This is a genomic window from Shigella flexneri 2a str. 301 (genome assembly GCF_000006925.2).
Taxonomy (GTDB): Bacteria; Pseudomonadota; Gammaproteobacteria; order Enterobacterales; family Enterobacteriaceae; genus ECMA0423.
This window is the reverse complement of record NC_004337.2, coordinates 1,546,410-1,573,152: the sequence shown is the minus strand read 5'-3', so window position 1 is coordinate 1,573,152 and position 26,743 is coordinate 1,546,410. Positions and strand designations below refer to the sequence as shown.

Annotated in this window: 26 protein-coding genes, 1 pseudogene and 2 other annotated features; of the genes and pseudogenes, 11 read left to right on the top strand and 16 right to left on the bottom strand. The window is 49.9% G+C overall.

Going from position 1 to position 26,743, the window contains the following annotated elements:
- Positions 1-87: 87 nt before the first annotated feature.
- The 3 genes from SF1538 to SF1537 all read left to right on the top strand — a co-directional run bounded on the left by SF1538 (position 88) and on the right by SF1537 (position 3,647).
- On the top strand, positions 88-2,367 hold the full coding sequence (locus SF1538) for an oxidoreductase (RefSeq protein ID NP_707420.1): 2,280 nt from the start codon (positions 88-90) through the stop codon (positions 2,365-2,367).
- Positions 2,368-2,614: 247 nt separating this feature from the next.
- Positions 2,615-2,818 carry a two-protein-system connector protein SafA gene (locus tag SF1537a; protein YP_008439248.1) on the top strand — a complete coding sequence of 68 codons (204 nt, stop codon included), beginning with the start codon at positions 2,615-2,617 and terminating at the stop codon, positions 2,816-2,818.
- A 67-nt stretch (positions 2,819-2,885) separates the two neighbouring features.
- The gene (locus SF1537) at positions 2,886-3,647 is read left to right on the top strand and encodes a transcriptional regulator YdeO (RefSeq protein NP_707419.1); all 762 of its coding nucleotides are present in this window, start codon (positions 2,886-2,888) and stop codon (positions 3,645-3,647) included.
- Between the two features lie 547 nt (positions 3,648-4,194).
- Positions 4,195-4,962, bottom strand: a mobile genetic element.
- Here SF1537 and insB read toward each other — a convergent pair.
- The 3 genes and pseudogenes from insB to SF1534 all read right to left on the bottom strand — a co-directional run bounded on the left by insB (position 4,210) and on the right by SF1534 (position 5,441).
- Positions 4,210-4,605, bottom strand: coding sequence for an insertion element IS1 protein InsB (gene insB / locus SF1536; protein NP_707418.1), 396 nt, complete (start codon positions 4,603-4,605; stop codon positions 4,210-4,212). (Overlaps the previous feature by 396 nt.)
- Positions 4,632-4,907, bottom strand: coding sequence for an insertion element IS1 protein InsA (insA, locus tag SF1535; RefSeq protein NP_707417.1), 276 nt, complete (start codon positions 4,905-4,907; stop codon positions 4,632-4,634). (Lies within the feature at positions 4,195-4,962.)
- Positions 4,941-5,441 (bottom strand) — a sequence feature (Similar to Escherichia coli K12 ARAC-type regulatory protein gi: 1787987 (304 aa). BLAST with identity of 98% in 160 aa. This CDS has been truncated. The sequence has been checked and is believed to be correct.).
- Positions 4,941-5,441 (bottom strand): annotated as a pseudogene (locus tag SF1534). It overlaps the preceding feature by 501 nt.
- A gap of 321 nt (positions 5,442-5,762) precedes the next feature.
- Here SF1534 and ydiQ point away from each other — a divergent pair.
- From ydiQ to ydiD, 5 genes are read left to right on the top strand one after another with little or no spacing between them, the layout of a single operon-like run.
- Positions 5,763-6,527: a hypothetical protein gene (gene ydiQ / locus SF1533; RefSeq protein ID NP_707416.2), complete on the top strand. Its 765-nt coding sequence runs from the start codon at positions 5,763-5,765 to the stop codon at positions 6,525-6,527.
- A 19-nt stretch (positions 6,528-6,546) separates the two neighbouring features.
- Positions 6,547-7,485, top strand: coding sequence for an electron transfer flavoprotein subunit YdiR (ydiR, locus tag SF1532; protein ID NP_707415.1), 939 nt, complete (start codon positions 6,547-6,549; stop codon positions 7,483-7,485).
- Positions 7,486-7,540: 55 nt separating this feature from the next.
- Positions 7,541-8,830, top strand: a complete 1,290-nt coding sequence (gene ydiS, locus SF1531; RefSeq protein NP_707414.1) for an oxidoreductase — start codon at positions 7,541-7,543, stop codon at positions 8,828-8,830.
- On the top strand, positions 8,827-9,120 hold the full coding sequence (gene ydiT, locus SF1530; protein ID NP_707413.1) for a hypothetical protein: 294 nt from the start codon (positions 8,827-8,829) through the stop codon (positions 9,118-9,120). The genes ydiS and ydiT overlap by 4 nt, the downstream gene beginning before the upstream one ends.
- Before the next feature lie 2 nt (positions 9,121-9,122).
- Positions 9,123-10,823, top strand: coding sequence for a short chain acyl-CoA synthetase (gene ydiD / locus SF1529; RefSeq protein NP_707412.1), 1,701 nt, complete (start codon positions 9,123-9,125; stop codon positions 10,821-10,823).
- A gap of 56 nt (positions 10,824-10,879) precedes the next feature.
- On the opposite strand, the gene ppsA is transcribed toward ydiD, so the two are convergent.
- A complete protein-coding gene (gene ppsA / locus SF1528; protein NP_707411.1) occupies positions 10,880-13,258 on the bottom strand; it encodes a phosphoenolpyruvate synthase in 2,379 nt (792 codons plus the stop codon).
- A gap of 331 nt (positions 13,259-13,589) precedes the next feature.
- Here ppsA and ydiA point away from each other — a divergent pair, with 331 nt between their 5' ends.
- The 3 genes from ydiA (at position 13,590) to SF1525a (ending at position 15,949) form a co-directional block, all read left to right on the top strand.
- The gene (gene ydiA / locus SF1527; protein ID NP_707410.1) at positions 13,590-14,423 is read left to right on the top strand and encodes a PEP synthetase regulatory protein; all 834 of its coding nucleotides are present in this window, start codon (positions 13,590-13,592) and stop codon (positions 14,421-14,423) included.
- 156 nt (positions 14,424-14,579) lie between these two features.
- Entirely contained in the window at positions 14,580-15,626 is a 1,047-nt protein-coding gene (aroH, locus tag SF1526) for a phospho-2-dehydro-3-deoxyheptonate aldolase (RefSeq protein ID NP_707409.1), read from the top strand.
- A 104-nt stretch (positions 15,627-15,730) separates the two neighbouring features.
- Positions 15,731-15,949, top strand: coding sequence for a hypothetical protein (locus tag SF1525a; protein YP_008439247.1), 219 nt, complete (start codon positions 15,731-15,733; stop codon positions 15,947-15,949).
- Between the two features lie 3 nt (positions 15,950-15,952).
- On the opposite strand, the gene SF1525 is transcribed toward SF1525a, so the two are convergent.
- The 12 genes from SF1525 to infC form a co-directional block, all read right to left on the bottom strand.
- Complete coding sequence (locus SF1525) at positions 15,953-17,389, bottom strand: hypothetical protein (RefSeq protein NP_707408.1); 1,437 nt, start codon at positions 17,387-17,389, stop codon at positions 15,953-15,955.
- A gap of 63 nt (positions 17,390-17,452) precedes the next feature.
- On the bottom strand, positions 17,453-18,166 hold the full coding sequence (locus SF1524) for a hypothetical protein (protein ID NP_707407.1): 714 nt from the start codon (positions 18,164-18,166) through the stop codon (positions 17,453-17,455).
- Between the two features lie 246 nt (positions 18,167-18,412).
- Entirely contained in the window at positions 18,413-18,877 is a 465-nt protein-coding gene (gene nlpC, locus SF1523) for a lipoprotein (protein NP_707406.1), read from the bottom strand.
- A gap of 77 nt (positions 18,878-18,954) precedes the next feature.
- Positions 18,955-19,704, bottom strand: a complete 750-nt coding sequence (btuD, locus tag SF1522; protein ID NP_707405.1) for a vitamin B12-transporter ATPase — start codon at positions 19,702-19,704, stop codon at positions 18,955-18,957.
- Positions 19,704-20,255, bottom strand: a complete 552-nt coding sequence (btuE, locus tag SF1521) for a glutathione peroxidase (protein NP_707404.1) — start codon at positions 20,253-20,255, stop codon at positions 19,704-19,706. The genes btuD and btuE overlap by 1 nt, the downstream gene beginning before the upstream one ends.
- Before the next feature lie 62 nt (positions 20,256-20,317).
- A complete protein-coding gene (btuC, locus tag SF1520) occupies positions 20,318-21,298 on the bottom strand; it encodes a vtamin B12-transporter permease (RefSeq protein ID NP_707403.1) in 981 nt (326 codons plus the stop codon).
- Positions 21,299-21,398: 100 nt separating this feature from the next.
- Positions 21,399-21,698, bottom strand: coding sequence for an integration host factor subunit alpha (ihfA, locus tag SF1519; RefSeq protein ID NP_707402.1), 300 nt, complete (start codon positions 21,696-21,698; stop codon positions 21,399-21,401).
- Between the two features lie 4 nt (positions 21,699-21,702).
- Positions 21,703-24,090, bottom strand: a complete 2,388-nt coding sequence (gene pheT, locus SF1518) for a phenylalanyl-tRNA synthetase subunit beta (RefSeq protein ID NP_707401.1) — start codon at positions 24,088-24,090, stop codon at positions 21,703-21,705.
- Between the two features lie 14 nt (positions 24,091-24,104).
- Complete coding sequence (gene pheS / locus SF1517; protein NP_707400.1) at positions 24,105-25,088, bottom strand: phenylalanyl-tRNA synthetase subunit alpha; 984 nt, start codon at positions 25,086-25,088, stop codon at positions 24,105-24,107.
- A gap of 449 nt (positions 25,089-25,537) precedes the next feature.
- The gene (rplT, locus tag SF1515) at positions 25,538-25,894 is read right to left on the bottom strand and encodes a 50S ribosomal protein L20 (RefSeq protein ID NP_707398.1); all 357 of its coding nucleotides are present in this window, start codon (positions 25,892-25,894) and stop codon (positions 25,538-25,540) included.
- 52 nt (positions 25,895-25,946) lie between these two features.
- Complete coding sequence (gene rpmI / locus SF1514; protein ID NP_707397.2) at positions 25,947-26,144, bottom strand: 50S ribosomal protein L35; 198 nt, start codon at positions 26,142-26,144, stop codon at positions 25,947-25,949.
- 96 nt (positions 26,145-26,240) lie between these two features.
- Positions 26,241-26,675 carry a translation initiation factor IF-3 gene (gene infC / locus SF1513; RefSeq protein NP_707396.1) on the bottom strand — a complete coding sequence of 145 codons (435 nt, stop codon included), beginning with the start codon at positions 26,673-26,675 and terminating at the stop codon, positions 26,241-26,243.
- Positions 26,676-26,743: the final 68 nt, after the last annotated feature.

The window sequence follows — 26,743 nt, the reverse complement described above, 5'->3', positions numbered from 1 at the left end:
ATCCATGTTGGCGATAATCCCTTTGTATGTACTGTGCATCATCGCTATTACAAATCCTAATAATTCATTTCCACACAGGATAAGTAGATGAAGAAAAAAATTGAATCCTACCAGGGTGCTGCAGGTGGTTGGGGTGCTGTTAAATCCGTAGCGAATGCAGTACGTAAGCAGATGGATATACGCCATGATGTTATTGCCATGTTTGACATGAATAAGCCAGAGGGCTTTGACTGTCCGGGTTGTGCATGGCCAGATCCTAAGAACAGTGCGTCATTCGACATTTGTGAAAACGGCGCAAAAGCAATCGCTTGGGAAGTCACGGATAAGCAGGTAAATGCCTCTTTCTTTGCTGAGAATACGGTTCAATCATTACTTACCTGGGGAGATCACGAGCTTGAGGCTGCGGGGCGTCTCACTCAGCCTTTGAAATATGATGCCGTCAGCGACTGTTACAAGCCATTAAGCTGGCAACAAGCTTTCGACGAAATTGGCGCACGCCTTCAAAGCTATAGTGATCCCAATCAGGTTGAATTCTATACTTCGGGCCGCACTTCCAATGAAGCTGCCTTTCTTTATCAGCTTTTTGCCCGTGAATACGGGAGCAATAACTTTCCCGACTGCTCCAACATGTGCCATGAACCGACAAGCGTGGGTTTGGCAGCGAGTATCGGTGTAGGTAAAGGGACCGTGTTGCTGGAAGACTTTGAGAAGTGCGATTTAGTCATTTGCATTGGGCATAACCCTGGTACAAACCACCCTCGCATGCTGACTTCGTTGCGCGCTTTAGTGAAACGGGGAGCGAAAATGATCGCCATCAATCCTCTACAGGAACGTGGCCTGGAGCGATTTACCGCACCGCAAAACCCGTTTGAAATGCTGACGAACTCTGAGACTCAGTTGGCCAGTGCCTACTACAACGTGCGCATTGGTGGCGATATGGCGTTGCTCAAGGGGATGATGCGCCTGTTAATTGAGCGCGATGATGCTGCAAGTGCCGCAGGTCGGCCCTCATTGCTTGATGACGAATTTATTCAAACGCATACCGTCGGCTTTGACGAGCTACGCCGTGACGTTCTCAATTCCGAGTGGAAAGATATCGAACGTATTTCTGGACTAAGTCAGACACAAATCGCCGAACTGGCTGACGCATATGCCGCTGCCGAACGCACCATTATCTGTTACGGAATGGGGATCACTCAGCACGAACATGGTACCCAGAACGTGCAGCAACTGGTCAATTTGCTGTTGATGAAAGGTAACATTGGCAAGCCTGGTGCGGGTATCTGCCCACTACGTGGTCACTCTAATGTACAGGGCGACCGAACCGTCGGTATCACCGAGAAACCGTCTGCAGAGTTTCTGGCTCGCCTGGGTGAGCGCTATGGCTTCCCCCCACCTCATGCACCTGGACATGCTGCAATTGCCAGCATGCAAGCAATATGTACGGGGCAGGCTCGAGCATTGATCTGCATGGGGGGCAACTTTGCACTGGCAATGCCAGATCGGGAAGCGAGCGCTGTACCGTTAACGCAATTAGATTTGGCGGTACACGTAGCCACTAAGCTTAACCGCTCTCATCTGCTGACCGCACGGCATAGCTATATTCTGCCGGTTCTGGGGCGTAGCGAGATTGATATGCAAAAAAGCGGTGCGCAGGCGGTAACCGTTGAGGATTCAATGTCGATGATTCATGCCTCGCGTGGCGTGTTAAAACCCGCCGGTGTAATGCTGAAATCAGAGTGTGCAGTGGTCGCGGGAATCGCGCAGGCAGCACTACCCCAGAGCGTGGTAGCCTGGGAGTATCTGGTGGAAGATTATGATCGCATTCGCAATGACATTGAAGCTGTGCTGCCAGAGTTCGCCGACTATAACCAGCGCATCCGTCATCCCGGTGGTTTTCACCTGATAAATGCAGCTGCTGAAAGGCGCTGGATGACGCCGTCAGGTAAGGCTAATTTCATTACCAGCAAAGGGCTGTTAGAAGATCCCTCTTCAGCGTTTAACAGTAAGCTGGTCATGGCGACAGTACGCAGCCACGATCAGTACAACACGACGATTTATGGTATGGATGATCGCTATCGAGGGGTATTCGGTCAACGAGATGTGGTCTTTATGAGTGCTAAACAAGCTAAAATTTGCCGTGTAAAAAACGGCGAAAGAGTTAATCTTATTGCGCTTACGCCAGACGGTAAGCGCAGCTCACGCCGCATGGATAGATTAAAAGTGGTCATTTACCCTATGGCTGACCGCTCACTGGTGACCTATTTTCCAGAATCGAATCACATGCTAACACTTGATAACCACGATCCATTAAGTGGTATTCCTGGCTATAAAAGTATTCCGGTTGAATTAGAACCATCAAATTAATGCCTCTTCTCATTTCTTCTGCTGTCATCCGCACAGCAGAAGAATTCCTCATTGACTATTATTGCGCAATTTGCTCACATGGATTAAATTAAACTACATACTATAAGATATAAACTTCTGCCTACAGCTGTAAGAAACTCCGCTCAGTACTGAAGCACCAGTCCTATTTCTTCTTTTCTCCAGCCTGTTATATTAAGCATACTGATTAACGACTTTTAACGTTATCCGCTAAATAAACATATTTGAAATGCATGCGACCACAGTGAAAAACAAAATCACGCAAAGAGATAACTATAAAGAAATCATGTCTGTAATTGTGGTTGTCTTATTACTGACACTTACGTTGATAGCCATTTTTTCGGCAATTGATCAGCTGAGTATTTCAGAAATGGGTCGCATTGCAAGAGATCTTACACATTTCATTATCAATAGTTTGCAAGACTGGAAATAAACAGCAAATTATAAATGTGAAATGTTTAAAAGGTATCGATAAAACTTTATTGTTTTAAGGAGATAAAATGTCGCTCGTTTGTTCTGTTATATTTATTCATCATGCTTTCAACGCTAACATTTTAGATAAAGATTACGCCTTCTCCGACGGCGAGATCCTGATGGTAGATAACGCTGTTCGTACACATTTTGAACCTTATGAGCGGCATTTTAAAGAAATCGGATTTAATGAAAATACCATTAAAAAATATCTACAATGCACTAACATCCAGACAGTGACGGTGCCTGTTCCTGCGAAGTTTTTACGTGCTTCAAATGTACCGACTGGATTGCTTAATGAAATGATTGCTTATCTCAACTCGGAAGAACGCAATCATCATAATTTTTCAGAACTTTTGCTTTTTTCTTGCCTGTCTATTTTTGCCGCATGCAAAGGTTTCATTACACTATTAACTAACGGTGTGCTATCCGTTTCCGGGAAAGTGAGAAATATTGTCAACATGAAGCTGGCGCACCCATGGAAGCTGAAAGATATTTGTGACTGCCTGTACATCAGTGAAAGCCTGTTGAAGAAAAAACTAAAGCAAGAGCAAACGACATTCTCACAGATTCTATTAGATGCCAGAATGCAGCACGCAAAAAATTTGATACGCGTAGAAGGTTCAGTCAATAAAATTGCCGAACAATGTGGTTATGCCAGTACATCTTATTTTATTTATGCGTTCCGCAAACATTTCGGCAACAGTCCGAAGAGAGTTTCTAAGGAGTACCGTTGTCAAAGGCACACGGGTATGAATACGGGCAACACGATGAGTGCTTTAGCTATTTGATTATTTGCTAACGAGTAGTCAACCACGCACGCTACGTAAGAATTATATGGGGCAGCCATTCCCTGCCCCGCGTTGTTTTTAGGCGATATATTTATTGAAATAAATAAGTGACATCCATCACATATTTATGCACTTGCATAACCTGTTGCATGATTATTTATGATCTCAATTCGGCATTTTGTCAGTAAAATGCAATAATTTATTAAATATCAATAAATTAGTTGTTTATCGGCGAGAAATTACTTAATAGAACAGAAAGTAATGTCAACGCTTTATGGACTGTTATTTCCCTTTTTTTAGCTAAATCTGCTATCTCTTTATGTGACTAACTTCACTTACATCCACTTATTTCTCTTCGTAAAATTACTTCGGAATTAAGTACAATAAGAAGAGGAACATTTATGAAGTCTGCATTAAAGAAAAGTGTCGTAAGTACCTCGATATCTTTGATACTGGCATCTGGTATGGCTGCATTTGCTGCTCATGCGGCAGATGATGTAAAGCTGAAAGCAACCAAAACAAACGTTGCTTTCTCAGACTTTACGCCGGTAATGACTCCAACTTACTGATAGTGTTTTATGTTCAGATAATGCCCGATGACCTTGTCATGCAGCTCCACCGATTTTGAGAACGACAGTGACTTCCGTACCAGCCTTGCCAGATGTTGTCTCAGATTCAGATTATGTCGCTCAATGCGCTGAGTGTAACGCTTGCTGATAACGTGCAGCTTTCCCTTCAGGCGTGATTCATACAGCGGACAGCCATCCGTCATCCATACCACGACCTCAAAGGCCGACAGCAGGCTCAGAAGACGCTCCAGTGTGGCCAGAGTGCGTTCACCGAAGACGTGCGCCACAACCGTCCTCCGTATCCTGTCATACGCGTAAAACAGCCAGCGCTGACGTGATTTAGCACCGACGTAGCCCCAATGTTCGTCCATTTCAGCGCAGACAATCACATCACTGCCCGGTTGTATGCGCGAGGTTACCGACTGCGGCCTGAGTTTTTTAAGTGACGTAAAACCGTGTTGAGGCCAACGCCCATAATGCGTGCACTGGCGCGACATCCGACGCCATTCATGGCCATATCAATGATTTTCTGGTGCTTACCGGGCTGAGAGGCGGTGTAAGTGAACTGTAGTTGCCATGTTTTACGGCAATGAGAGCAGAGATAGCGCTGATGTCCGGCAGTGCTTTTGCCGTTACGCACCACGCCTTCAGTAGCGGAGCAGGAAGGACATCTGATGGAAATGGAAGCCACGCAAGCACCTTAAAATCACCATCATACACTAAATCAGTAAGTTGGCAGCATTACCAGAATTGCTAATGTATAGGCTAATGCATCCCATAACGAAGATGTTTGGCTATTTTTACTTTGCGGCAAAATCACACTTAGCTCATTAAATAAGGTTTTTATGACTTCTTTTCCCTGCCCCGCGGCAATTACCGGACAAGAATGCGGTTGCAGTAACTGATTTTCCTCAGCCCCCTGAAACTGAAAGCCGTACAGCGCACAGGTACACGTCGTTGCCGGATCGTTAACGTCAGAGGCCACCGCATGCAGCCTGCCGCGTTCTATCACCACAATGTCATCCGCATGTGCGACATATAACGAAGAATCGATGGTAAACCTTGCAACCCCTTTCTTGACGTAAATCAGCTCGGTTTCATTGTCATGAACGTGATGTCCAGACTCCCATTTTGGATCATCGCTAAATGCAAAACGTGAAAGCCGTGGCGTTTTACCGGCGACAAACAGCGTTTCACTGGCATTATCAAAACAGCGTTGATACATGACAACCTCCCTATTCCATGAGCAAGCAAAAACAATATATGCCGGATAAAATACGGCGTGTATTGCGGTTATACAACCGCGTTTAGCGAGAGCTAAACAAGATTATTTACACTGAATGCAAGATTGTACGGTCATGGAATAACTATATTGCCGCAAATTGCACTTTTGTTTTAGCAATCGCATTTTTTTTGCAAGATTGTTGGCAAGGAAAACAGCTTGCTCCGTCGCCCCCCCCCCCCCCGCACCGCTATCGCACACTATTTTCAGGCCATTTTTACCTTCCATCGGAGATGGTTCCGTATGCGACTCACAGGAGAAATCATGAAAATAATAACCTGCTTTAAGCTGGTGCCTGAAGAACAGGACATTGTTGTCACTCCAGAATACACCCTGAATTTCGACAATGCCGACGCCAAAATCAGCCAGTTCGATCTCAATGCCATTGAAGCTGCAAGCCAGCTCGCAACAGATGACGATGAGATAGCCGCGCTGACCGTTGCCGGCTCATTGTTGCAGAACTCGAAAGTGCGCAAAGACGTGCTATCCCGCGGGCCGCACAGCCTGTATTTGGTGCAGGATGCGCAACTTGAACATGCACTGCCTCTCGATACCGCAAAAGCGCTGGCGGCAGCAATTGAAAAGATCGGCTTCGATTTACTGATCTTTGGTGAAGGTTCCGGCGACCTTTATGCCCAGCAGGTTGGCTTGCTGGTCGGAGAAATTCTGCAACTTCCGGTGATTAATGCAGTGAGTGCTATTCAGCGTCAGGGCAATACACTGGTGATTGAACGCACGCTTGAAGATGATGTTGAAGTTATTGAACTCTCTGTTCCAGCCGTGCTCTGCGTCACCTCCGATATTAACGTGCCACGCATTCCTTCGATGAAAGCCATTCTCGGCGCGGGTAAAAAACCGGTAAATCAGTGGCAGGCAAGTGATATTGACTGGAGCCAGAGCGCGCCACTTGCTGAACTGGTCGGCATTCGCGTACCGCCGCAAACAGAACGTAAGCACATCATTCTCGATAACGATTCGCCGGAGGCCATTGCCGAGCTGGCGGAACATCTGAAGAAAGCCCTGAACTGAAGCCTACGGAGAAGAAACGATGAGTCAATTAAACAGCGTCTGGGTCTTTAGCGATAATCCTGAACGTTATGCTGAACTGTTTGGCGGCGCTCAGCAATGGGGCCAACAGGTGTATGCCATTGTACAAAATACCGACCAGGCGCAGGCAGTTATGCCTTATGGTCCAAAATGTATTTATGTTCTTGAGCAAAACGACGCGCTGCAACGCACTGAAAATTACGCCGAAAGCATTGCTGCCCTGCTGAAAGATAAACACCCCGCTATGTTGCTGTTGGCCGCGACGAAACGTGGTAAAGCTCTGGCAGCACGGTTAAGTGTGCAACTGAATGCGGCGCTGGTGAACGATGCCACGGCGGTGGATATTGTCGATGGTCACATTTGCGCCGAACACCGGATGTATGGCGGGTTAGCGTTCGCTCAGGAAAAGATCAACAGCCCGCTGGCGATCATTACCCTTGCACCCGGTGTTCAGGAACCGTGCACCAGTGATACCTCTCATCAGTGCCCGACAGAAACGGTACCTTATGTTGCTCCGCGTCATGAAATTCTCTGTCGCGAACGCCGTGCGAAAGCCGCAAGCAGCGTGGACCTGAGCAAAGCAAAACGTGTGGTTGGCGTCGGTCGTGGTCTGGCGGCGCAGGATGACCTGAAAATGGTCCACGAACTGGCGGCGGTGCTGAATGCTGAAGTCGGCTGTTCACGTCCAATTGCCGAAGGCGAGAACTGGATGGAGCGTGAACGTTATATCGGTGTCTCCGGCGTGTTGCTGAAATCCGATCTCTACCTGACGCTGGGGATCTCCGGGCAGATCCAACATATGGTTGGCGGCAACGGCGTAAAAGTGATTGTCGCCATCAATAAAGATAAAAATGCGCCAATCTTCAACTATGCCGACTACGGTCTGGTGGGCGATATCTACAAAGTCGTCCCTGCCCTGATTAGCCAGTTGAGCCGCTAATTCCCCTTTCAACCACATCTCCCGCTGTAAACGCAGCAGGAAGGGAGCATAACGCATGTCGGATGACAAATTTGATGCCATTGTGGTCGGTGCGGGCGTTGCTGGTAGCGTTGCCGCACTGGTCATGGCACGAGCCGGGCTGGATGTCCTGGTGATAGAACGCGGCGACAGTGCCGGATGTAAAAACATGACCGGCGGGCGTCTTTATGCCCACACACTTGAAGCAATCATTCCAGGCTTTGCAGTATCAGCGCCGGTAGAACGCAAGGTCACACGCGAGAAAATCTCCTTCTTAACCGAAGAAAGCGCCGTTACCCTCGATTTTCACCGCGAGCAACCAGATGTTCCTCAACACGCATCTTATACCGTATTGCGTAATCGTCTGGACCCGTGGTTGATGGAACAAGCCGAGCAGGCGGGCGCGCAGTTTATCCCAGGCGTTCGCGTCGACGCGCTGGTTCGTGAAGGAAACAAGGTCACTGGCGTGCAGGCTGGGGATGATATTCTCGAAGCGAATGTGGTGATTCTGGCTGATGGCGTTAACTCGATGCTTGGCCGCTCGCTGGGAATGGTTCCCGCTTCCGATCCGCATCATTACGCTGTTGGTGTTAAAGAGGTTATTGGCCTCACACCAGAACAGATCAACGATCGCTTTAATATTACGGGCGAGGAAGGTGCCGCCTGGCTGTTTGCCGGTTCCCCTTCTGACGGCCTGATGGGCGGGGGATTTCTCTATACCAACAAGGATTCCATATCCTTGGGGCTGGTTTGTGGATTGGGTGATATCGCCCATGCGCAAAAAAGCGTGCCGCAAATGCTGGAAGATTTTAAACAACACCCCGCCATTCGCCCGCTGATTAGCGGCGGCAAACTGCTTGAATATTCCGCGCATATGGTGCCGGAAGGCGGTCTGGCAATGGTGCCGCAACTGGTTAACGAGGGCGTGATGATCGTTGGTGACGCCGCAGGCTTCTGCCTGAATTTGGGTTTTACGGTCCGCGGCATGGATTTAGCCATTGCATCGGCTCAGGCTGCCGCCACAACGGTGATCGCCGCCAAAGAACGCGCGGATTTCTCCGCCAACAGTCTGGCGCAATACAAACGTGAGCTGGAACAAAGCTGCGTCATGCGTGATATGCAGCATTTTCGCAAGATCCCGGCGCTGATGGAAAACCCGCGCCTGTTTAGCCAATACCCACGAATGGTAGCCGACATCATGAACGAGATGTTCACCATTGACGGCAAACCAAACCAGCCGGTACGCAAAATGATCATGGGACACGCGAAGAAAATTGGGCTGATCAACTTGCTGAAAGATGGCATTAAGGGAGCAACCGCGCTATGAGCCAGAACGCTACGGTTAACGTCGACATCAAATTAGGCGTCAATAAATTCCATGTTGATGAGGGCCACCCGCATATCATTCTGACGGAAAATCCCGATATCAATGAATTCCGTAAATTAATGAAAGCCTGCCCTGCCGGACTTTATAAGCAGGATGACGTAGGAAACATTCATTTTGATCCCGCCGGTTGTCTGGAGTGCGGCACCTGTCGGGTGCTGTGCGGTAACACTATTCTCGAACAGTGGCAATATCCCGCAGGCACCTTCGGTATTGATTTTCGCTACGGCTAATCATGCATCCCACAGGCCCGCAACTCGGGCCTGATGTTCTGTTTCGAGAGTCCAAAATGAAAGTGACATTAACGTTTAACGAACAACGTCGTGCGGCGTATCGTCAGCAAGGGCTATGGGGCGATGCTTCACTGGCCGATTACTGGCAGCAGACCGCTCGTGCGATGCCAGACAAAATTGCCGTGGTCGATAATCATGGTGCATCGTACACCTATAGCGCGCTCGATCACGCCGCGAGCTGTCTGGCAAACTGGATGTTAGCGAAGGGTATTGAATCAGGCGATCGCATCGCATTTCAACTGCCTGGCTGGTGTGAATTTACCGTTATCTATCTTGCCTGCCTGAAAATCGGTGCGGTTTCCGTGCCGCTGTTGCCTTCCTGGCGGGAAGCAGAACTGGTGTGGGTGCTCAATAAGTGTCAGGCAAAAATGTTCTTTGCACCGACGTTGTTTAAACAAACGCGTCCGGTAGATTTAATCCTGCCGCTGCAAAATCAGCTTCCACAACTACAACAAATTGTCGGCGTGGACAAACTGGCTCCCGCCACCTCTTCCCTCTCATTAAGTCAGATTATCGCCGACAATATCCCACTGACCACGGCGATAACGACCCACGGCGATGAATTAGCTGCGGTGCTGTTTACCTCCGGAACCGAGGGTCTGCCAAAGGGCGTGATGCTAACGCATAACAATATTCTCGCCAGTGAGCGGGCTTATTGCGCGCGGCTGAATCTGACCTGGCTGGATGTCTTTATGATGCCTGCGCCACTTGGTCACGCAACGGGCTTTCTGCATGGCGTAACGGCACCATTCTTAATTGGCGCTCGCAGCGTGTTGTTAGATATTTTCACTCCTGATGCGTGTCTCGCGCTGCTTGAGCAGCAGCGTTGCACCTGTATGCTAGGCGCAACGCCGTTTGTCTATGATCTTTTGAATTTACTAGAGAAACAACCCGCAGACCTTTCAGCGCTGCGCTTCTTTCTTTGCGGCGGTACCACAATCCCCAAAAAAGTGGCGCGCGAATGCCAGCAGCGCAGCATTAAATTATTAAGTGTTTATGGTTCCACAGAAAGTTCGCCGCATGCGGTGGTGAATCTCGATAATTCTTTGTCGCGCTTTATGCATACCGATGGTTACGCTGCCGCAGGTGTAGAGATTAAAGTGGTCGATGACGCACGCAAGACCTTACCGCCAGGTTGCGAAGGTGAAGAAGCATCGCGTGGCCCCAATGTGTTTATGGGGTATTTTGATGAACCTGAATTAACCGCCCGTGCGCTGGATGAAGAAGGCTGGTATTACAGCGGCGATCTCTGCCGTATGGATGAGGCTGGCTATATAAAAATTACCGGACGCAAAAAAGATATTATTGTCCGCGGCGGCGAAAATATTAGCAGCCGTGAAGTGGAAGATATTTTATTGCAGCATCCTAAAATTCACGATGCCTGTGTGGTTGCAATGCCCGATGAACGTTTAGGTGAACGATCATGCGCTTATGTCGTGCTGAAAGCGCCGCATCATTCATTATCGCTGGAAGAGATGGCGGCTTTTTTTAGCCGTAAACGGGTCGCAAAATATAAATATCCTGAACATATCGTGGTAATCGAAAAACTACCGCGCACTGCCTCAGATAAAATACAAAAGTTTTTGTTAAGAAAAGATATTATACGGCGATTAACGCAGGATGTCTGTGAAGAGATTGAATAAGTTTCATCTTCGGGGATCACATAACCCCGGCGACTGAACGCCGCCGGGGATTTATTTTATTTCTTCAGTTCAGCCAGGCTTAACCAGGTTTGCACCACGGTGTCCGGGTTCAGAGACAGGCTATCGATCCCCTCTTCCATCAACCATGCGGCAAAGTCTTCGTGGTCGGACGGACCCTGACCGCAAATCCCGACATATTTGCCCTGTTTCTTCGCGGCACGGATAGCCATCGACAGCAGTGCTTTCACCGCATCGTTGCGCTCATCGAACAATTCAGACACCACGCCGGAGTCACGGTCCAGACCGAGCGCCAGCTGCGTCATATCGTTTGAGCCAATTGAGAAGCCGTCGAAATATTCGAGGAACTGCTCGGCCAGCAAGGCGTTGGACGGGATTTCACACATCATGATGATTTTCAGCCCGTTCTCGCCACGTTTCAGCCCCTGACGCGCCAGTTCTTCAACCACCGCTTTCGCCTGATCTACGGTACGCACGAACGGGATCATGATCTCAACGTTGGTCAGCCCCATGTCGTTGCGCACACGTTTCACTGCTTCACACTCCAGTGCGAAGCAGTCGCGGAAGCTGTCGGAAACATAGCGGCCCGCACCACGGAAGCCGAGCATCGGGTTCTCTTCATCTGGCTCGTAACGCTCACCACCGACCAGGTTGGCATATTCGTTCGATTTAAAATCAGAGAGACGGACAATGACGCGCTTCGGATAAAACGCGGCACCCAGCGTCGCGATCCCTTCAGTCAGACGACCAACGTAAAATTCACGCGGAGAATCAAAACCTTTCATCATCTCGCGGATTTCGTTTTGCAACTGCGGTTCCTGATCGTCAAACTCAAGCAGTGCGCGTGGGTGGACGCCAATCATACGGTTGATGATAAATTCCAGACGCGCAAGGCCCACGCCTTCGCTCGGCAGGCAGGCGAAGTCGAAAGCACGGTCCGGGTTACCGACGTTCATCATCACTTTCAACGGCAGATCCGGCATCGTTTCTACGCTGGAGCTTTTCACGCTAAATTCCAGCAACTCCGCATAGACGTAACCGGTATCACCTTCGGCACAAGAAACAGTGACGTTCTCACCGTCTTTCATCCGTTCTGTTGCATCTCCACAGCCCACTACCGCCGGAATGCCCAGTTCACGAGCGATGATCGCCGCGTGACAGGTACGACCGCCACGGTTGGTGACGATGGCAGATGCTTTCTTCATGATCGGTTCCCAGTCCGGGTCGGTCATGTCAGTAACCAGCACGTCGCCAGGTTCGATGCGGTTCATTTCGCTGATGTCATGGATGACTTTCACCGGACCCGCGCCGATGCGATGACCGATAGCACGGCCTTCGGCGATAATCTTACCCTGTGAATGCAGCGTATAACGCTCCATGACCTGACCGCGTGAGCGCACGGTTTCCGGACGCGCCTGCACAATGAACAGTTTGCCGGTGTGGCCATCTTTCGCCCACTCAATATCCATTGGGCGACCGTAGTGTTTCTCAATTTGTACGGCCTGTTTTGCCAGTTCCTGCACTTCTTCGTTGGTCAGCGAGAAGATGTCACGCTGTTCCTGCGGTACGTCTTCGATTTTAACCTGCTTGCCGTGCTCCTGGGTCGGCGCGTAAACCATGCGGATTTTTTTCGACCCCATGGTGCGGCGCACGATAGCCGGGCGATTCGCCGCCAGTGTCGGTTTATGCACGTAAAACTCATCCGGGTTAACCGCACCCTGCACGACCATTTCCCCAAGGCCCCATGCGGAAGTGATAAACACCACCTGGTCAAAGCCGGATTCGGTATCAATGGAGAACATCACGCCAGAAGATGCGAGGTCGGAGCGCACCATCCGCTGAACACCGGCGGAGAGCGCCACGCCACGGTGATCGTAACCCTGGTGCACACGATAAGAGATGGCGCGATCGTTAAACAGAGAAGCAAATACATGTTTCACTGCCACGAGAACGGCGTCAAAACCCTGAACGTTGAGGAAGGTTTCCTGCTGACCGGCAAAGGAAGCGTCCGGCATGTCTTCTGCGGTGGCGGAGGAGCGTACCGCAAAAGAGGCGTTTTCGTCATCGGCGGAAAGCTGTGCATAGGCTTCGCGTATGGCGTTTTCCAGCTCAGGCTGGAAGGGAGTGTCGATAATCCACTGGCGGATTTGCGCGCCCGCTTTCGCAAGCTGAGTAACATCGTCAATATCCGTTTTATCCAGCAGTTCATAAATGCGCTGGTTTACGCCGCTTTGGTCCAGAAACTGGTTAAACGCGTCGGCGGTTGTGGCGAAACCATTCGGAACGGAAACACCCATTCCGGAAAGATTAGTAATCATTTCACCCAGGGAGGCATTTTTGCCCCCAACCCTGTCTACATCATTCATGCCGAGTTGGTTATACCAAAGCACCAGCGGTGACGAGCCATTGTTGGACATCGAACAATCCTTTTGTGATAAATGAACGGTTTGAGAAACACATTTCTGCGCATTTATCTTTGCATATTTAACCGGATGAAAAAAACGGTGAATCGTTCAAGCAAATATATTTTTTTACTTTTTAAGACTGATCCCAGCGTTGCGCAAACCTGCTCTATTCGACAATTTCCACATAAACCATCGGTATAAACGAAACCATAAAAATGAAATGCTGTTTTTATAAAAAATAAAATGAAGGTTCATTTTATAAACCAGACATTACGTCCTACGCTTCTGTGCGCTTTTAATTTATGCTTTCATAGAATTATGTCTGCTTCACGGGAAGAACAAAATGGATAATGCTGTTGATCGCCACGTTTTTTATATTTCTGATGGTACGGCAATAACTGCGGAGGTATTAGGACACGCAGTAATGTCACAATTTCCCGTCACTATCAGCAGCATCACGCTGCCGTTTGTCGAAAATGAGAGCCGTGCACGGGCAGTGAAGGATCAGATTGACGCAATTTATCACCAGACAGGCGTGCGCCCGCTGGTCTTCTACTCCATCGTGTTGCCGGAGATTCGCGCCATCATCTTGCAAAGTGAAGGCTTTTGCCAGGATATCGTTCAGGCGCTGGTTGCCCCGCTACAACAAGAGATGAAACTGGATCCAACGCCGATTGCTCATCGTACCCATGGCCTTAACCCTAATAATCTCAATAAATATGATGCGCGCATTGCGGCGATTGATTACACCCTCGCCCACGATGACGGCATTTCGTTGCGCAATCTGGATCAGGCTCAGGTGATCCTGCTCGGTGTTTCTCGCTGTGGTAAAACCCCCACCAGTCTGTATCTGGCAATGCAATTTGGTATCCGCGCGGCAAACTACCCCTTTATTGCCGACGATATGGATAATCTGGTGCTACCCGCGTCGCTCAAACCGCTTCAGCATAAATTGTTCGGCCTGACTATCGACCCGGAACGTCTGGCGGCGATTCGCGAGGAACGTCGGGAGAACAGTCGCTATGCCTCGCTTCGTCAGTGCAGGATGGAAGTCGCGGAAGTGGAAGCCTTGTACCGTAAAAATCAGATCCCGTGGATTAACAGTACCAATTATTCGGTAGAAGAGATTGCCACCAAGATCCTCGATATCATGGGCCTTAGTCGCCGAATGTACTAGAGAACTAGTGCATTGGTTTGTTTTTTTGTTATCATGCTAACCACCCGGCGAGGTGTGACACACCTCGCACTTGAAATCAGCTGCGATTGGTTTATCGTGATGCGCATCACTTTCCGGTAGTCCTGCCGTAGAAGCAACAAATTTCTGAGACTTGTAATGAACAGAACTGACGAACTCCGTACTGCGCGTATTGAGAGCCTGGTAACGCCCGCCGAACTCGCGCTACGGTATCCCGTAACGCCTGGCGTCGCCACCCATGTCACCGACTCCCGCCGCAGAATTGAAAAAATACTGAATGGTGAAGATAAGCGACTGTTGGTCATTATTGGCCCCTGCTCGATCCACGATCTCACCGCTGCAATGGAGTACGCCACCCGTCTGCAGTCGCTGCGCAACCAGTACCAGTCACGGCTGGAAATCGTAATGCGCACCTATTTTGAAAAACCACGAACTGTTGTCGGCTGGAAAGGGCTAATCTCCGATCCGGATTTAAACGGCAGCTATCGGGTAAATCACGGTCTGGAGCTGGCGCGCAAATTACTTTTACAGGTAAATGAGCTGGGTGTCCCTACCGCGACTGAGTTCCTCGATATGGTAACCGGTCAGTTTATTGCTGATTTAATCAGTTGGGGCGCGATTGGCGCTCGTACTACCGAAAGTCAGATCCACCGCGAAATGGCTTCAGCACTCTCCTGTCCGGTAGGTTTTAAAAATGGTACCGATGGCAACACGCGGATTGCCGTGGATGCTATCCGCGCAGCCCGCGCCAGCCATATGTTCCTCTCGCCAGACAAAAATGGTCAGATGACCATCTATCAGACCAGCGGCAACCCGTATGGCCACATTATTATGCGTGGCGGCAAAAAACCGAATTATCATGCCGATGATATCGCCGCAGCCTGCGATACGCTGCACGAGTTTGATTTACCTGAACATCTGGTGGTGGATTTCAGCCACGGTAACTGCCAGAAGCAGCACCGTCGCCAGTTAGAAGTTTGTGAGGATATTTGTCAGCAAATCCGCAATGGCTCTACGGAGATTGCTGGAATTATGGCGGAAAGTTTCCTGCGCGAAGGAACGCAAAAAATCGTCGGCGGTCAGCCGCTCACTTACGGTCAATCCATTACCGACCCGTGTCTGGGCTGGGAAGATACCGAACGCCTGGTCGAAAAACTCGCCTTTGCGGTAGATACCCGCTTCTGAATGCGTGCCCATTCCTGATGGGATGGGCATTTCTGCGCAACTTGTTGTCTTCTCAACACATTACTGCTTGCTCTGGTCTGCCATAATATTGATAATAGGAATCATTGTTATATCAATTATTATTAATTTTTATGCGTTATACGGATAGCAGAAAACTCACGCCTGAAACGGATGCCAATCACAAGACCGCTTCCCCGCAGCCCATCCGGCGAATTACCAGCCAGACACTGTTAGGTCCGGATGGCAAACTGATTATCGATCATGACGGGCAAGAATATCTGCTCCGTAAAACTCAGGCTGGCAAGCTGCTGTTAACTAAGTAGCCTTTAACTCGAGCAGCTGACTTCCAGCCGTTTACCCCAGTCAGGTGGACGACTGACATAGTCATCATCTCTGTCGCTGAAAGGATTTCGCAACGCCTCATGCAGGCGGTGCAATTCCATCATATCACCCTTTTCTGCCGCTTCAATCGCCCGTTGCGCCAACCAGTTGCGCAATACCAGAGCTGGGTTAACGCTTTGCATCAGTTGCTGACGCTCACTATCGCTAACCTCGTCTTGTTGCAAACGCCCCCGATAACGGGCAAACCAGTCATCAAATGCCGCACGATCAATAAACTCCTCACGTAGCGGTGACGCCGCGCTGTGCTGCTCGGTCAGACTCAGCATGCGGAATGTGCGGGTATAATCGCTGCGCTCTCGCGCCATCAGACTGAATAATTCATTCAGTAGCGCGTTATCCTCTTTTTGCTCCGTCATGAAGCCCAGTTTCTGCCGCATCCGTTGTCCATAATGCGTCAACAAAACCTGCTGATAGCTGTCCAGGGCCTCATTCAGGGCATCTACGGCAACAAATGGTGACAATGTCTGCGCCAGACGCTGTAAATTCCACAACGCGACAGCAGGTTGATTATCAAAGCTATAACGCCCTTGATGATCCGAGTGATTACAAATAAAACCGGGTTCGTAATCATCAAGAAAACCAAACGGCCCGTAATCAAGCGTCAGTCCCAGCAGCGACATGTTGTCGGTATTCATCACCCCATGTGCAAAGCCGACCGTCTGCCATTGGGCAATTAACGACGCGGTACGTGCGACAACATCGTTAAACCAGAGACGGTATTTGTCCTCATCGTCTTCAAGATGTGACCAGTAATGACGAATGGCAAAGTCAGCCAACTGACGAACCTTTTCCGGCTCGCGGCGATAGTAAAAATGTTCGAAATGACCAAAGCGCAGATGACTTGGTGCCACACGCATCAGCATCGCGCCTGGCTCCACCGTTTCCCGATACACTGGCGAATCGCTGGTGACGATACTTAACGCGCGGGTCGTCGGAATGCCCAGATAATGCATCGCCTCACTGGCGAGACTTTCTCGTATCGTCGAACGTAAAACCGCCCGTCCATCACCCATTCGCGAATAAGGCGTCAGGCCAGCACCTTTCAGATGCCAGTCCATTGTAGTGCCATCAGCAAGCAGTTGTTCGCCAAGTAAAATGCCGCGCCCATCACCCAGTTGGCCCGCCCAGACGACGAACTGATGACCACTGTAAACCTGTGCCAGTGGTGACATACCAGGCAGTAGGGTTTCGCCGCCCCAGACACCTGCGGCATTTTTAAACAGCGACGATGGAATACTCAGCGTGTTAGCGAGTTCGGTATTATGCCAAATCAGCCGGGCATTATTTAAAGGCGTAGGGGAAAGTGCTGTATAGGTTTCTGGCAATTCATCGCGCCAGCGGGTAATAAAAGACAGGGTCATAGATCCTATCTGTTTGATAGTGTAGACGGTTACTCTCGTCTTAAACACCAGCAAACAGGAGGGTTATCGCTGAACCAACGTCGTTATCTGATTTATAGGAACGGCAGGCCACAGGCATCCCTGGAGAGCATGGAAATCGAAGGGGGTAATCTGTGCCAATATTTCTGGCGTATCAATGCCCCCCGCGATGATGCAATTGCAACAAGGGGAAATTTGCGCCTGGATCGCACGAATAAACGGTTCGAAGGAGCGATGCGTGATTTGTTGCTGAATAAAACCTTTCTCCAGCATTACGCGGGTGAAAAGACCATCAAAAACCGCTTTCATTGTGCTATTACCTGCTCCCAAATTGCCTAACACAAGGGGATACATTTGCGATAAGGACAAAAGATCGCGATTATCTTTTCCTTCATTGAGATGCGGGTAATTCTCATTAATCAACAGCTCAATAAACGGATATTTTAATAGTTCGCCTGCGTAATTATCCCTGTCTAATAATAATGTAGCCACTTGTGGCGTTAAATTAAGCCAGGCAAAGAGTTTATGTTGAATAAAAAAGTGTTGGCATGATTTTAGTAATTCCAACTGCTCTGAAAATAATTGCCAATGTTGCTCCTCGGTAAGTTGCGCTATAACCCGACTCGTCGGGATACGAACCGTGCCATCTTCACTGGAGAAATGGGTAATTAACTCAACGCCGACAAGGAGTTGCTGGTTATCTCTTATCGGCAGGAAATAGCAATCAGAATGATAAAGATTCTCCAAAAAAATCTTCATGGTAACCGTCCCTCTCGAAGGATGTTTTTCAGTATCCGGCTAAAAGGGATGAGGCCATAAGACATAACAATTACAGAAGGAGTAACTTTCATTTGTTCCATGTTAACCACTTTTTCAGGGGGCCTTTTTTTAGATTATCCTGATTATAAACGAATAATCCATTTACGGAATTTTTGTCTGCAAAATACTACTGTATTCAGGAGTAAATTGACGGCGATGTATCATCGCCGTCAATTTTTCGACATACTAGATTCGTCTCGCCTGCCAGAAATTTTTCTGCCAATAGACATTATCAAGTGAGGAACGCATCACTCCCTTGCTGGTAGAGGCGTGGATAAATTGGTTGTTGGTATCGTAAATACCTACATGCAAACCATTTTGTCCGGAACCCGTTTTGAAAAAGACCAGGTCACCAGGCAGCAACTCGTCTTTATCAATTTGCGTGCCAATAGAGGCTTGTTGTTTGGTTTCACGGGGCAGATGCAAATCGAAACGATCGCGCATCGTCACAACCACAAATCCCGAACAGTCCACACCGCGCCGCGTCATGCCACCATAACGATACGGCGTGCCATGCCAGCTTTGTAGCTGGTCGTTCAAACCGGCAATAACGGTAATCGAATCAGAAAGTCTGGCATTTGGCGGCGGTGCTTTATGGTGGCTACACCCGGCCAGAAACAGTGCTGTGATCAAAATAAGGCAGAAACGCATTCCGTACGGTTCCTCTGTTTTTTATTCTTGCATTAATTTAGCGTCGTAATTACCCGATTTTCGGGATACTAATGAAATCAGATGGTCGAAATCAGCATTCTGTGACCTTCGATATCCAGACGGCGAAAATTCATCCCATAGGCCTGCGCCAGATTTGGCGGCGTGAGCACCTCTTCTCTGCGTCCACTGGCCAGCATTTTTCCACCTTTTAGCAACCACGCCCGATGCGCATGACGCAACGTGTGGTTGAGATCGTGACTGCTCATCACAATCGCCAGTCCTTGCTGACACAGCGCGCTCAGAATTTTGTCTAACGCACTTTGTTGCGCAACATCAAGACTGTTCATCGGCTCATCAAGAAGCAGCAATTGGCCTGCGGGATTGGCTTGTGGTGTGATTTGCAACACCACCGCAGCAAGACGTACGCGTTGCCATTCACCGCCGGAAAGTTGATTGGTGCTACGACCGAGTTTGTCATCAAGAGCCAGCGCCCCTGCGACATCATTCAGTAGTTCGGTACGCGTTTTATCGTGCTGATGCAGTGTCAGGTAGTGCCAGACCGGCATTGCAAACGGCGGCGTCTGCTGTTGTGAAAGATAGGCGCGATGCAGCGCGAGTTTTGTTGCGGACCATGCTTCCAGTGGTTGCCCCGCGAACTGAATGCTTCCCTTACCGCTGGTCATTCCGGCCATTCGCGCCAGTAAGGTACTCTTACCCGCGCCATTCGGCCCCACCAGGTGCAGGATTTCCCCAGCCCGAACCTCGCCTGAAAGCGGCCCCAGGCGGGTAGATTCCGCAACATCCTGTAACTGCATCACAATAGACATTATTTTGCCAACGCCAGTTTAATGCTTTCCATCACAATGGGATCTTCCGGCGTCATATCCGGGGAAAAACGCTGGATGACTTTTCCGTCCCTGCCAACCAGGAATTTTTCAAAATTCCATAAAATATCATCCGGGTACAGCGGTGCACGGCCTTTGCTGACCATACGGGCATAGAATCCGCTCTCTTCCGGCGCGACTGTGGTCGGCGCTGCGGCAATCAATTTTTGATACAGCGGATGGCGTCCTTCGCCATTAACTTCAATCTTACTGAACATCGGGAACGTCACCCCCCATGTGGTGGTACAGTAAGTTTTAATCTCTTCATCGCTGCCCGGTTCTTGTTCCAGAAACTGGTTGCACGGGAATCCCAGCACCACAAAACCTCGATCGGCCCAGGCTTTTTGAATATTCTCCAACTGCTCATATTGCGGCGTTAAGCCACACTTTGAGGCGACATTGACAATTAACAGCACATTACCGGCGTACTTCTCCAGCGTGGTCACTTCACCGTCGATATCTTTCACTACGGTCGTCAGAATGGAATCTTGCATCGTTTCTCCTAGGTGTGGTCAGTAAAAATCTTAGCTTTTAATCATAGACCGTCTTTTTGCGGCTAACGTCCTGCTTTTAACAATAACCAGATAAACACCGGCGCACCCAACGTTGCGGTGACCACGCCAATAGGCAGCTCTGCGGCAGCTAATGCCAGGCGCGCTACAATATCGGCCAGCAGCAATGCGCTCGCCCCTGCCAGCGCGCAGCCGGGAAGTAATACGCGATGATCGGTTAAACCACACAACCGAAGAATATGTGGGATCACCAGACCAATAAAGCCGATAGCACCCGCCAGCGCCACACTGACGCCAACCATCCAGCCGGTCGCTGCCACCAGCACATTGCGCCAGAACCACATGGGTAAACCCAGTTGCCGCGCCGAGATCTCGCCAAGCGCTAACATATTCATCGGCCTGGACTGACAACAGATCCACAACAACACGGGGATCAATGCCAGCATCAGCCAGCTTTGCCGCCAGTCTACGCCGCCAAAACCGCCCATCATCCAGTACATCAGCTGACGTAAATCAACAGAGGTGGAAAAGTAGATAGCCCACGTCATTAGTGCGCTGCAGATAATCCCTAATGCAACGCCAGCCAGCAATAACCGACTGGTCGAAAGATGACGACGGGCGAAACGTAAGAGTATTAAAGTGATGATAAGCGCGCCAGCAATCGCACACAGCCCTAGCGCCCAGTTGGGGAGTTGCCCTTGCCCAAGCAATACCGCGGCGATAAGCCCCACGCCTGCGCCGTTAGAGACGCCAAGTAGTCCAGGTTCTGCCAGAGGATTTTCAAACAACGCCTGCATTACAGCGCCGGATATAGCCAGCGCCGCACCAACCAGCAATACAGCCAGCGTACGTGGCAGGCGAATTTGCCAGACGAACAGTTCGCCACGAGGAGTAAACCAGTCACCTGGCGAAATCCATTGTTCACCGGCGCAAAGGCTTAAGAGAAGCGCCAGCAGCATCAAAACTGACAGGCATAATAACCAGCGAATATTTTGTCGCTGTTGTTGGCGGGCAAGTGTCAGCATGGTATCCGTTCTGCTGAAGTGTCATGGCGTTGATTTTACGGTGACTCTTCGACAGTGAAAAGAAAAAAGGCCGCATAGCGGCCTTTTTAGTTAGATCAGATTACTCGTCTTTGGGCGAAGCGTTTTCGACCCGGCTTTTTAACTTCTGCCCGGGTCTGAAGGTCACCACGCGCCGTGCTGTAATGGGAATATCCTCGCCCGTTTTCGGGTTACGTCCCGGGCGTTGATTCTTATCACGCAGATCGAAGTTACCAAAACCAGAGAGTTTCACCTGTTCGCCGTTTTCCAGAGCGCGACGGATCTCTTCGAAAAACAGTTCAACCAGTTCTTTGGCATCCCGCTTGCTAAGCCCAAGCTTATCAAACAGATATTCTGACATTTCAGCTTTTGTAAGCGCCATAGGTTCAATCCCTCAATGATGCCTGGAATCGCTCTTTTAATGCCTCTACACATTTGGCGACGGTAGCGGCAATCTCCTCTTCTTCGAGTGTACGGCTGGTATCTTGCAGGATCAGGCTTATGGCGAGGCTCTTATACCCCTCCGCAACACCCTTACCGCGGTACACGTCAAATAAGTTTACGCCAACTACCTGATTTACGCCAACTTTCTTACATTCGGATAAAATATCCGCTGCGGGAACGTTTTCTGCGACCACCACCGCGATGTCACGACGGTTCGCCGGGAAGCGAGAAATCTCGCGCGCCTGAGGCACCACGCGGTCTGCGAGCTTGTTCCACTCCAGTTCGAACACCAGAGTGCGACCGTTAAGATCCAGTTTACGTTCCAGTTCAGGATGAACAACTCCAACAAAACCAATACGTTCACCTTTCAGATAAATCGCTGCGGATTGCCCCGGATGCAGTGCCGGATTCGCTTCTGCACGGAACTCAACCTCATTCAGTTTACCGGTCAGGTCGAGAACGGATTCAAGGTCGCCTTTCAAATCATAGAAATCAACGGTCTCTTTTGCCAGGTTCCAGTGCTCTTCGTAACGGTTACCGCAAATCACACCGGCTAACATCAGATCCTGACGAATGCCCAACGGTGCCTGAGTATCTGGTACGAAACGCAGACCGCTTTCGAAAATGCGCACACGGTTCTGCTGACGGTTCTGGTTGTACACCACGGTTGCCAGCAGGCCGGTCCACAGAGAAAGACGCATTGCTGACATTTCAACAGAGATCGGGCTTGCCAGCAGTAAGGCTTCAACGCCTGGATGGATCATCTGCTGCACTTTCGGATCAACGAAGCTGTAGGTGATCACTTCCTGATAGCCTTTGTCGTTGAGCAGCGTTTTCACGCGCTTGAGCGACAGGTCAGCTTCACGGTGAGTACCCATAATCAGGCTTGCCTGTACCGGCTCATCCGGGATGTTGTTGTAGCCGTAAACACGCGCGACTTCTTCGACCAGATCTTCTTCAATCTCCATATCGAAACGCCAGCTCGGCGCAACTGCCTGCCATTCGTCTTTGCCTTCGGTCACTTCGCAGCCGAGACGACGCAGAATGTCAGTTACCTGCTCATCAGCAATATGATGGCCTATCAGGCGATCCAGTTTGCTACGACGTAGAGTGATGGTTGCACGCTTCGGCAGCGTTGCTTCGTTGGTGATATCAATTACCGGGCCAGCCTCACCACCGCAGATGTCGATCAGCAGACGGGTCGCACGTTCCATCGCTTTGTGCTGCAGTACCGGATCAACGCCACGCTCATAACGGTGAGACGCATCAGTATGCAGGCCATGACGACGAGCACGACCGGTGATAGACAGCGGGCTGAAGAAAGCGCATTCCAGCAAGACGTTTTGCGTTTCGTCATTCACGCCAGAGTGTTCGCCACCAAAGATGCCGCCCATCGCCAGCGCCTTGTTGTGGTCGGCGATGACCAGAGTGTCAGCATTCAGCTTCGCTTCAGTGCCATCAAGCAGCACCAGCGTTTCGCCCTCTTTTGCCATCCGCACCACAATGCCGCCTTCAATGCGATCTTTATCGAAAGCGTGCATCGGCTGGCCCAGTTCGAGCAGTACATAGTTGGTGACGTCAACAACTGCATCGATAGAACGGATCCCGCAACGACGCAGTTTTTCTTTCATCCACAGCGGAGTTGGCGCTTTAACGTTAATGCCTTTTACCACACGGCCAAGATAGCGCGGGCAGGCTTCCGGCGCTTCGACTGTAATCGGCAACGTGTCGTCGATAGTCGCACCAACCGGAACGATTTCCGGTTCAACCAGCGGCAGCTGATTCAGCACGGCAACGTCACGCGCAACACCAATGATACCTAAGCAGTCGGCACGGTTTGGTGTCACGCTGATTTCGATGGTGTTATCATCGAGTTTCAGGTATTCGCGGATGTCGGTGCCAATCGGCGCATCCGCAGGCAGTTCGATAATGCCACTGTGATCGTCAGAAATTCCCAGCTCAGAAAAGGAGCACAGCATCCCTTCAGACGGTTCGCCACGCAGTTTCGCCGCTTTAATTTTGAAATCACCCGGCAGAACAGCACCAATGGTAGCTACCGCCACACGCAGGCCCTGACGGCAGTTTGGCGCACCGCAGACGATGTCCAGCAGGCGATCGCCGCCGACATTCACTTTTGTCACACGCAGTTTGTCAGCGTTCGGATGCTGCGCACACTCAACCACTTCACCAACGACCACGCCGTGGAAGCTACCGGCAACCGGTTCTACACCGTCAACTTCCAGGCCCGCCATAGTGATTTGATTCGCCAGCGTATCGCTATCGATCGCCGGGTTCACCCATTCGCGTAACCACAGTTCACTGAATTTCATAATCTATTCCTGCCTTATTTAAACTGTTTGAGGAAACGCAGATCGTTTTCGAAGAATGAACGCAGGTCGGTGACGCCGTAACGCAACATAGTCAGACGCTCCATCCCCATCCCGAAGGCGAAACCAGAGTAAACTTCCGGGTCGATGCTAACGTTACGCAGCACGTTCGGATGCACCATCCCGCAGCCCAGCACTTCCAGCCATTTACCGTTTTTACCCATGACGTCAACTTCTGCAGAAGGCTCGGTAAACGGGAAGTAGGAAGGACGGAAGCGAATCTGCAAATCTTCCTCAAAGAAGTTACGCAGGAAGTCGTGCAGCGTGCCTTTCAGGTTGGTAAAGCTGATGTTGGTATCAACAATCAGACCTTCCATCTGATGGAACATCGGCGTGTGAGTCTGGTCGTAGTCGTTACGATAAACACGGCCAGGCGCGATGATACGAATCGGTGGCTGCTGGGCTTTCATGGTGCGGATCTGTACGCCAGAGGTCTGGGTACGCAGCAGGCGGGTAGCGTCAAACCAGAAAGTGTCGTGGTCAGCGCGCGCCGGGTGGTGACCAGGAATGTTCAGAGCATCGAAGTTATGATAATCGTCTTCGATTTCCGGCCCGGTTGCCACGGTAAAGCCAAGCTCACCGAAGAAACTTTCGATACGGTCGATGGTACGGGTAACCGGATGCAGACCGCCGTTTTCAATGCGACGACCTGGCAGAGAGACATCAATCGTTTCCGCCGCCAGACGCGCATTCAGTGCAGCGCTTTCCAGTTCCGCTTTACGCGCATTCAGCGCCTGCTGAACCTGCTCTTTCGCTTCGTTGATAACCGCACCAGCTGCCGGACGCTCTTCTGGCGGCAGCTCACGCAGGGTCGTCATCTGAAGGGTTAAGTGCCCTTTTTTACCCAAATATTCGACGCGCACATTATCTAACGCGGCAACATCTGACGCCTGGCTAATGGCCGCCTTCGCACTGGCAACCAGTTCTGCGAGATGTGACATGGTTTTCCTCATTGTGTCAGTGGTGACACTGGTTCGTTGGACTTAGAGCCTATCCCATCAGGCTATTTTACTTGCCATTTTGGTCCCGGGCAGTGCTCGAAATCCTCACGTACTTAAGTACGCTCCGGTTTCTCCGCACTGGCCGTGTCCAGACTGGCTGCGACAATTACGCCTGATAGACTGGCTTTTTATTTTTCAAAACGCGCATACAAAAAAAGCCTCCACTGGGAGGCTTTCAGGCGCTGTTTTCCGTTTCTCTTCTCACGCGCTAGCCTCCTGGATTCAGGTGCTAAAGTAAAAAAAGAAGCGGAAAATAGCAGCATTCATTGCTTGCGTTACCTTTTGGTACTCTTCAAAAGACCTTTATTGAAAAGGCTACGGCGATAAAAGTCAATGTTTTGATGGCGTTGAAACGAAAAGAGGGAGACTAGCTCCCTCTTTCAACTGGCTTATGCCAGAGCTGCTTTCGCTTTTTCAACCAGAGTGGTGAACGCTACTTTGTCGAATACTGCGATATCAGCCAGGATCTTACGGTCGATTTCAACAGAGGCTTTTTTCAGGCCATTGATGAATTTGCTGTAAGAAATACCGTTCTGACGTGCTGCTGCGTTGATACGCGCAATCCACAGTTGACGGAACTGACGCTTACGTTGACGACGGTCACGGTAAGCATACTGACCAGCTTTGATAACAGCCTGGAAGGCAACGCGGTATACGCGAGAACGCGCACCGTAGTAGCCTTTAGCTTGTTTCAAAATTTTCTTGTGACGTGCGCGTGCAATAACACCACGTTTTACGCGAGCCATATGTGCTCTCCTGTATCTATATTCTAATTAAAAAGTTAAAAACGTTAACGGCTTATGCGTACGGCAGGCACGCGATTACCAGGCCCAGATCGCCTTTGGAAACCATGGCTTTCGGACGCAGGTGACGTTTACGTTTGGTCGCTTTTTTAGTCAGAATGTGACGCAGGTTAGCGTGCTTGTGCTTAAAACCACCTTTACCGGTTTTTTTGAAGCGCTTAGCAGCACCGCGTACGGTCTTAATTTTTGGCATTTTAATAACTTCCACTTCGCATTGTTAATAAACGAAACAAAGGCGAACAATGCCTGTGAAGCCCAAAGGCTCCACAGATAGTGCTACTTGAAGGCCTTACTGTTTCTTCTTAGGAGCGAGCACCATGATCATCTGGCGGCCTTCGATCTTCGTTGGGAAGGATTCGACTACTGCCAGTTCTTGCAAATCGTCTTTCACGCGATTAAGCACTTCCATACCGATTTGCTGGTGCGCCATCTCACGACCGCGGAAACGCAGCGTGATTTTGGCTTTATCACCCTCTTCGAGAAAGCGAATCAGGCTGCGGAGTTTTACCTGATAGTCGCCTTCATCTGTACTAGGACGGAATTTAATTTCCTTAACCTGGATAACTTTTTGCTTTTTCTTCTGTTCCTTAGAAGACTTGCTCTTTTCATAGAGGAATTTGCCGTAATCCATTATACGACAAACCGGCGGCTCGGCGTTAGGGCTGATCTCGACTAAGTCTACTCCGGCTTCTTCTGCTTTCTCCAGAGCTTCTCTCAGACTCACAATACCAAGCTGCTCGCCTTCCAGACCTGTTAAGCGAACTTCCTGGGCGCGAATTTCGCCATTGATAC

Bases quoted from the DNA above. Each gene is read 5' to 3' on its own strand.
- ydiT (NP_707413.1), top strand. From the start codon at position 8,827: ATGAGCCAGAACGCTACGGTTAACGTCGACATCAAATTAGGCGTCAAT.
- SF1524 (NP_707407.1), bottom strand. From the start codon at position 18,166: ATGAAGATTTTTTTGGAGAATCTTTATCATTCTGATTGCTATTTCCTG.
- aroH (NP_707409.1), top strand. From the start codon at position 14,580: ATGAACAGAACTGACGAACTCCGTACTGCGCGTATTGAGAGCCTGGTA.
- btuD (NP_707405.1), bottom strand. From the start codon at position 19,704: ATGTCTATTGTGATGCAGTTACAGGATGTTGCGGAATCTACCCGCCTG.
- ydiR (NP_707415.1), top strand. From the start codon at position 6,547: ATGAGTCAATTAAACAGCGTCTGGGTCTTTAGCGATAATCCTGAACGT.
- rpmI (NP_707397.2), bottom strand. From the start codon at position 26,144: ATGCCAAAAATTAAGACCGTACGCGGTGCTGCTAAGCGCTTCAAAAAA.
- ihfA (NP_707402.1), bottom strand. From the start codon at position 21,698: ATGGCGCTTACAAAAGCTGAAATGTCAGAATATCTGTTTGATAAGCTT.
- ydiQ (NP_707416.2), top strand. From the start codon at position 5,763: ATGAAAATAATAACCTGCTTTAAGCTGGTGCCTGAAGAACAGGACATT.
- rplT (NP_707398.1), bottom strand. From the start codon at position 25,894: ATGGCTCGCGTAAAACGTGGTGTTATTGCACGCGCACGTCACAAGAAA.
- pheS (NP_707400.1), bottom strand. From the start codon at position 25,088: ATGTCACATCTCGCAGAACTGGTTGCCAGTGCGAAGGCGGCCATTAGC.
- SF1537 (NP_707419.1), top strand. From the start codon at position 2,886: ATGTCGCTCGTTTGTTCTGTTATATTTATTCATCATGCTTTCAACGCT.
- ppsA (NP_707411.1), bottom strand. From the start codon at position 13,258: ATGTCCAACAATGGCTCGTCACCGCTGGTGCTTTGGTATAACCAACTC.
- ydiA (NP_707410.1), top strand. From the start codon at position 13,590: ATGGATAATGCTGTTGATCGCCACGTTTTTTATATTTCTGATGGTACG.
- btuC (NP_707403.1), bottom strand. From the start codon at position 21,298: ATGCTGACACTTGCCCGCCAACAACAGCGACAAAATATTCGCTGGTTA.
- nlpC (NP_707406.1), bottom strand. From the start codon at position 18,877: ATGCGTTTCTGCCTTATTTTGATCACAGCACTGTTTCTGGCCGGGTGT.
- pheT (NP_707401.1), bottom strand. From the start codon at position 24,090: ATGAAATTCAGTGAACTGTGGTTACGCGAATGGGTGAACCCGGCGATC.
- ydiS (NP_707414.1), top strand. From the start codon at position 7,541: ATGTCGGATGACAAATTTGATGCCATTGTGGTCGGTGCGGGCGTTGCT.
- SF1525 (NP_707408.1), bottom strand. From the start codon at position 17,389: ATGACCCTGTCTTTTATTACCCGCTGGCGCGATGAATTGCCAGAAACC.
- ydiD (NP_707412.1), top strand. From the start codon at position 9,123: ATGCATCCCACAGGCCCGCAACTCGGGCCTGATGTTCTGTTTCGAGAG.
- SF1538 (NP_707420.1), top strand. From the start codon at position 88: ATGAAGAAAAAAATTGAATCCTACCAGGGTGCTGCAGGTGGTTGGGGT.
- SF1537a (YP_008439248.1), top strand. From the start codon at position 2,615: ATGCATGCGACCACAGTGAAAAACAAAATCACGCAAAGAGATAACTAT.
- btuE (NP_707404.1), bottom strand. From the start codon at position 20,255: ATGCAAGATTCCATTCTGACGACCGTAGTGAAAGATATCGACGGTGAA.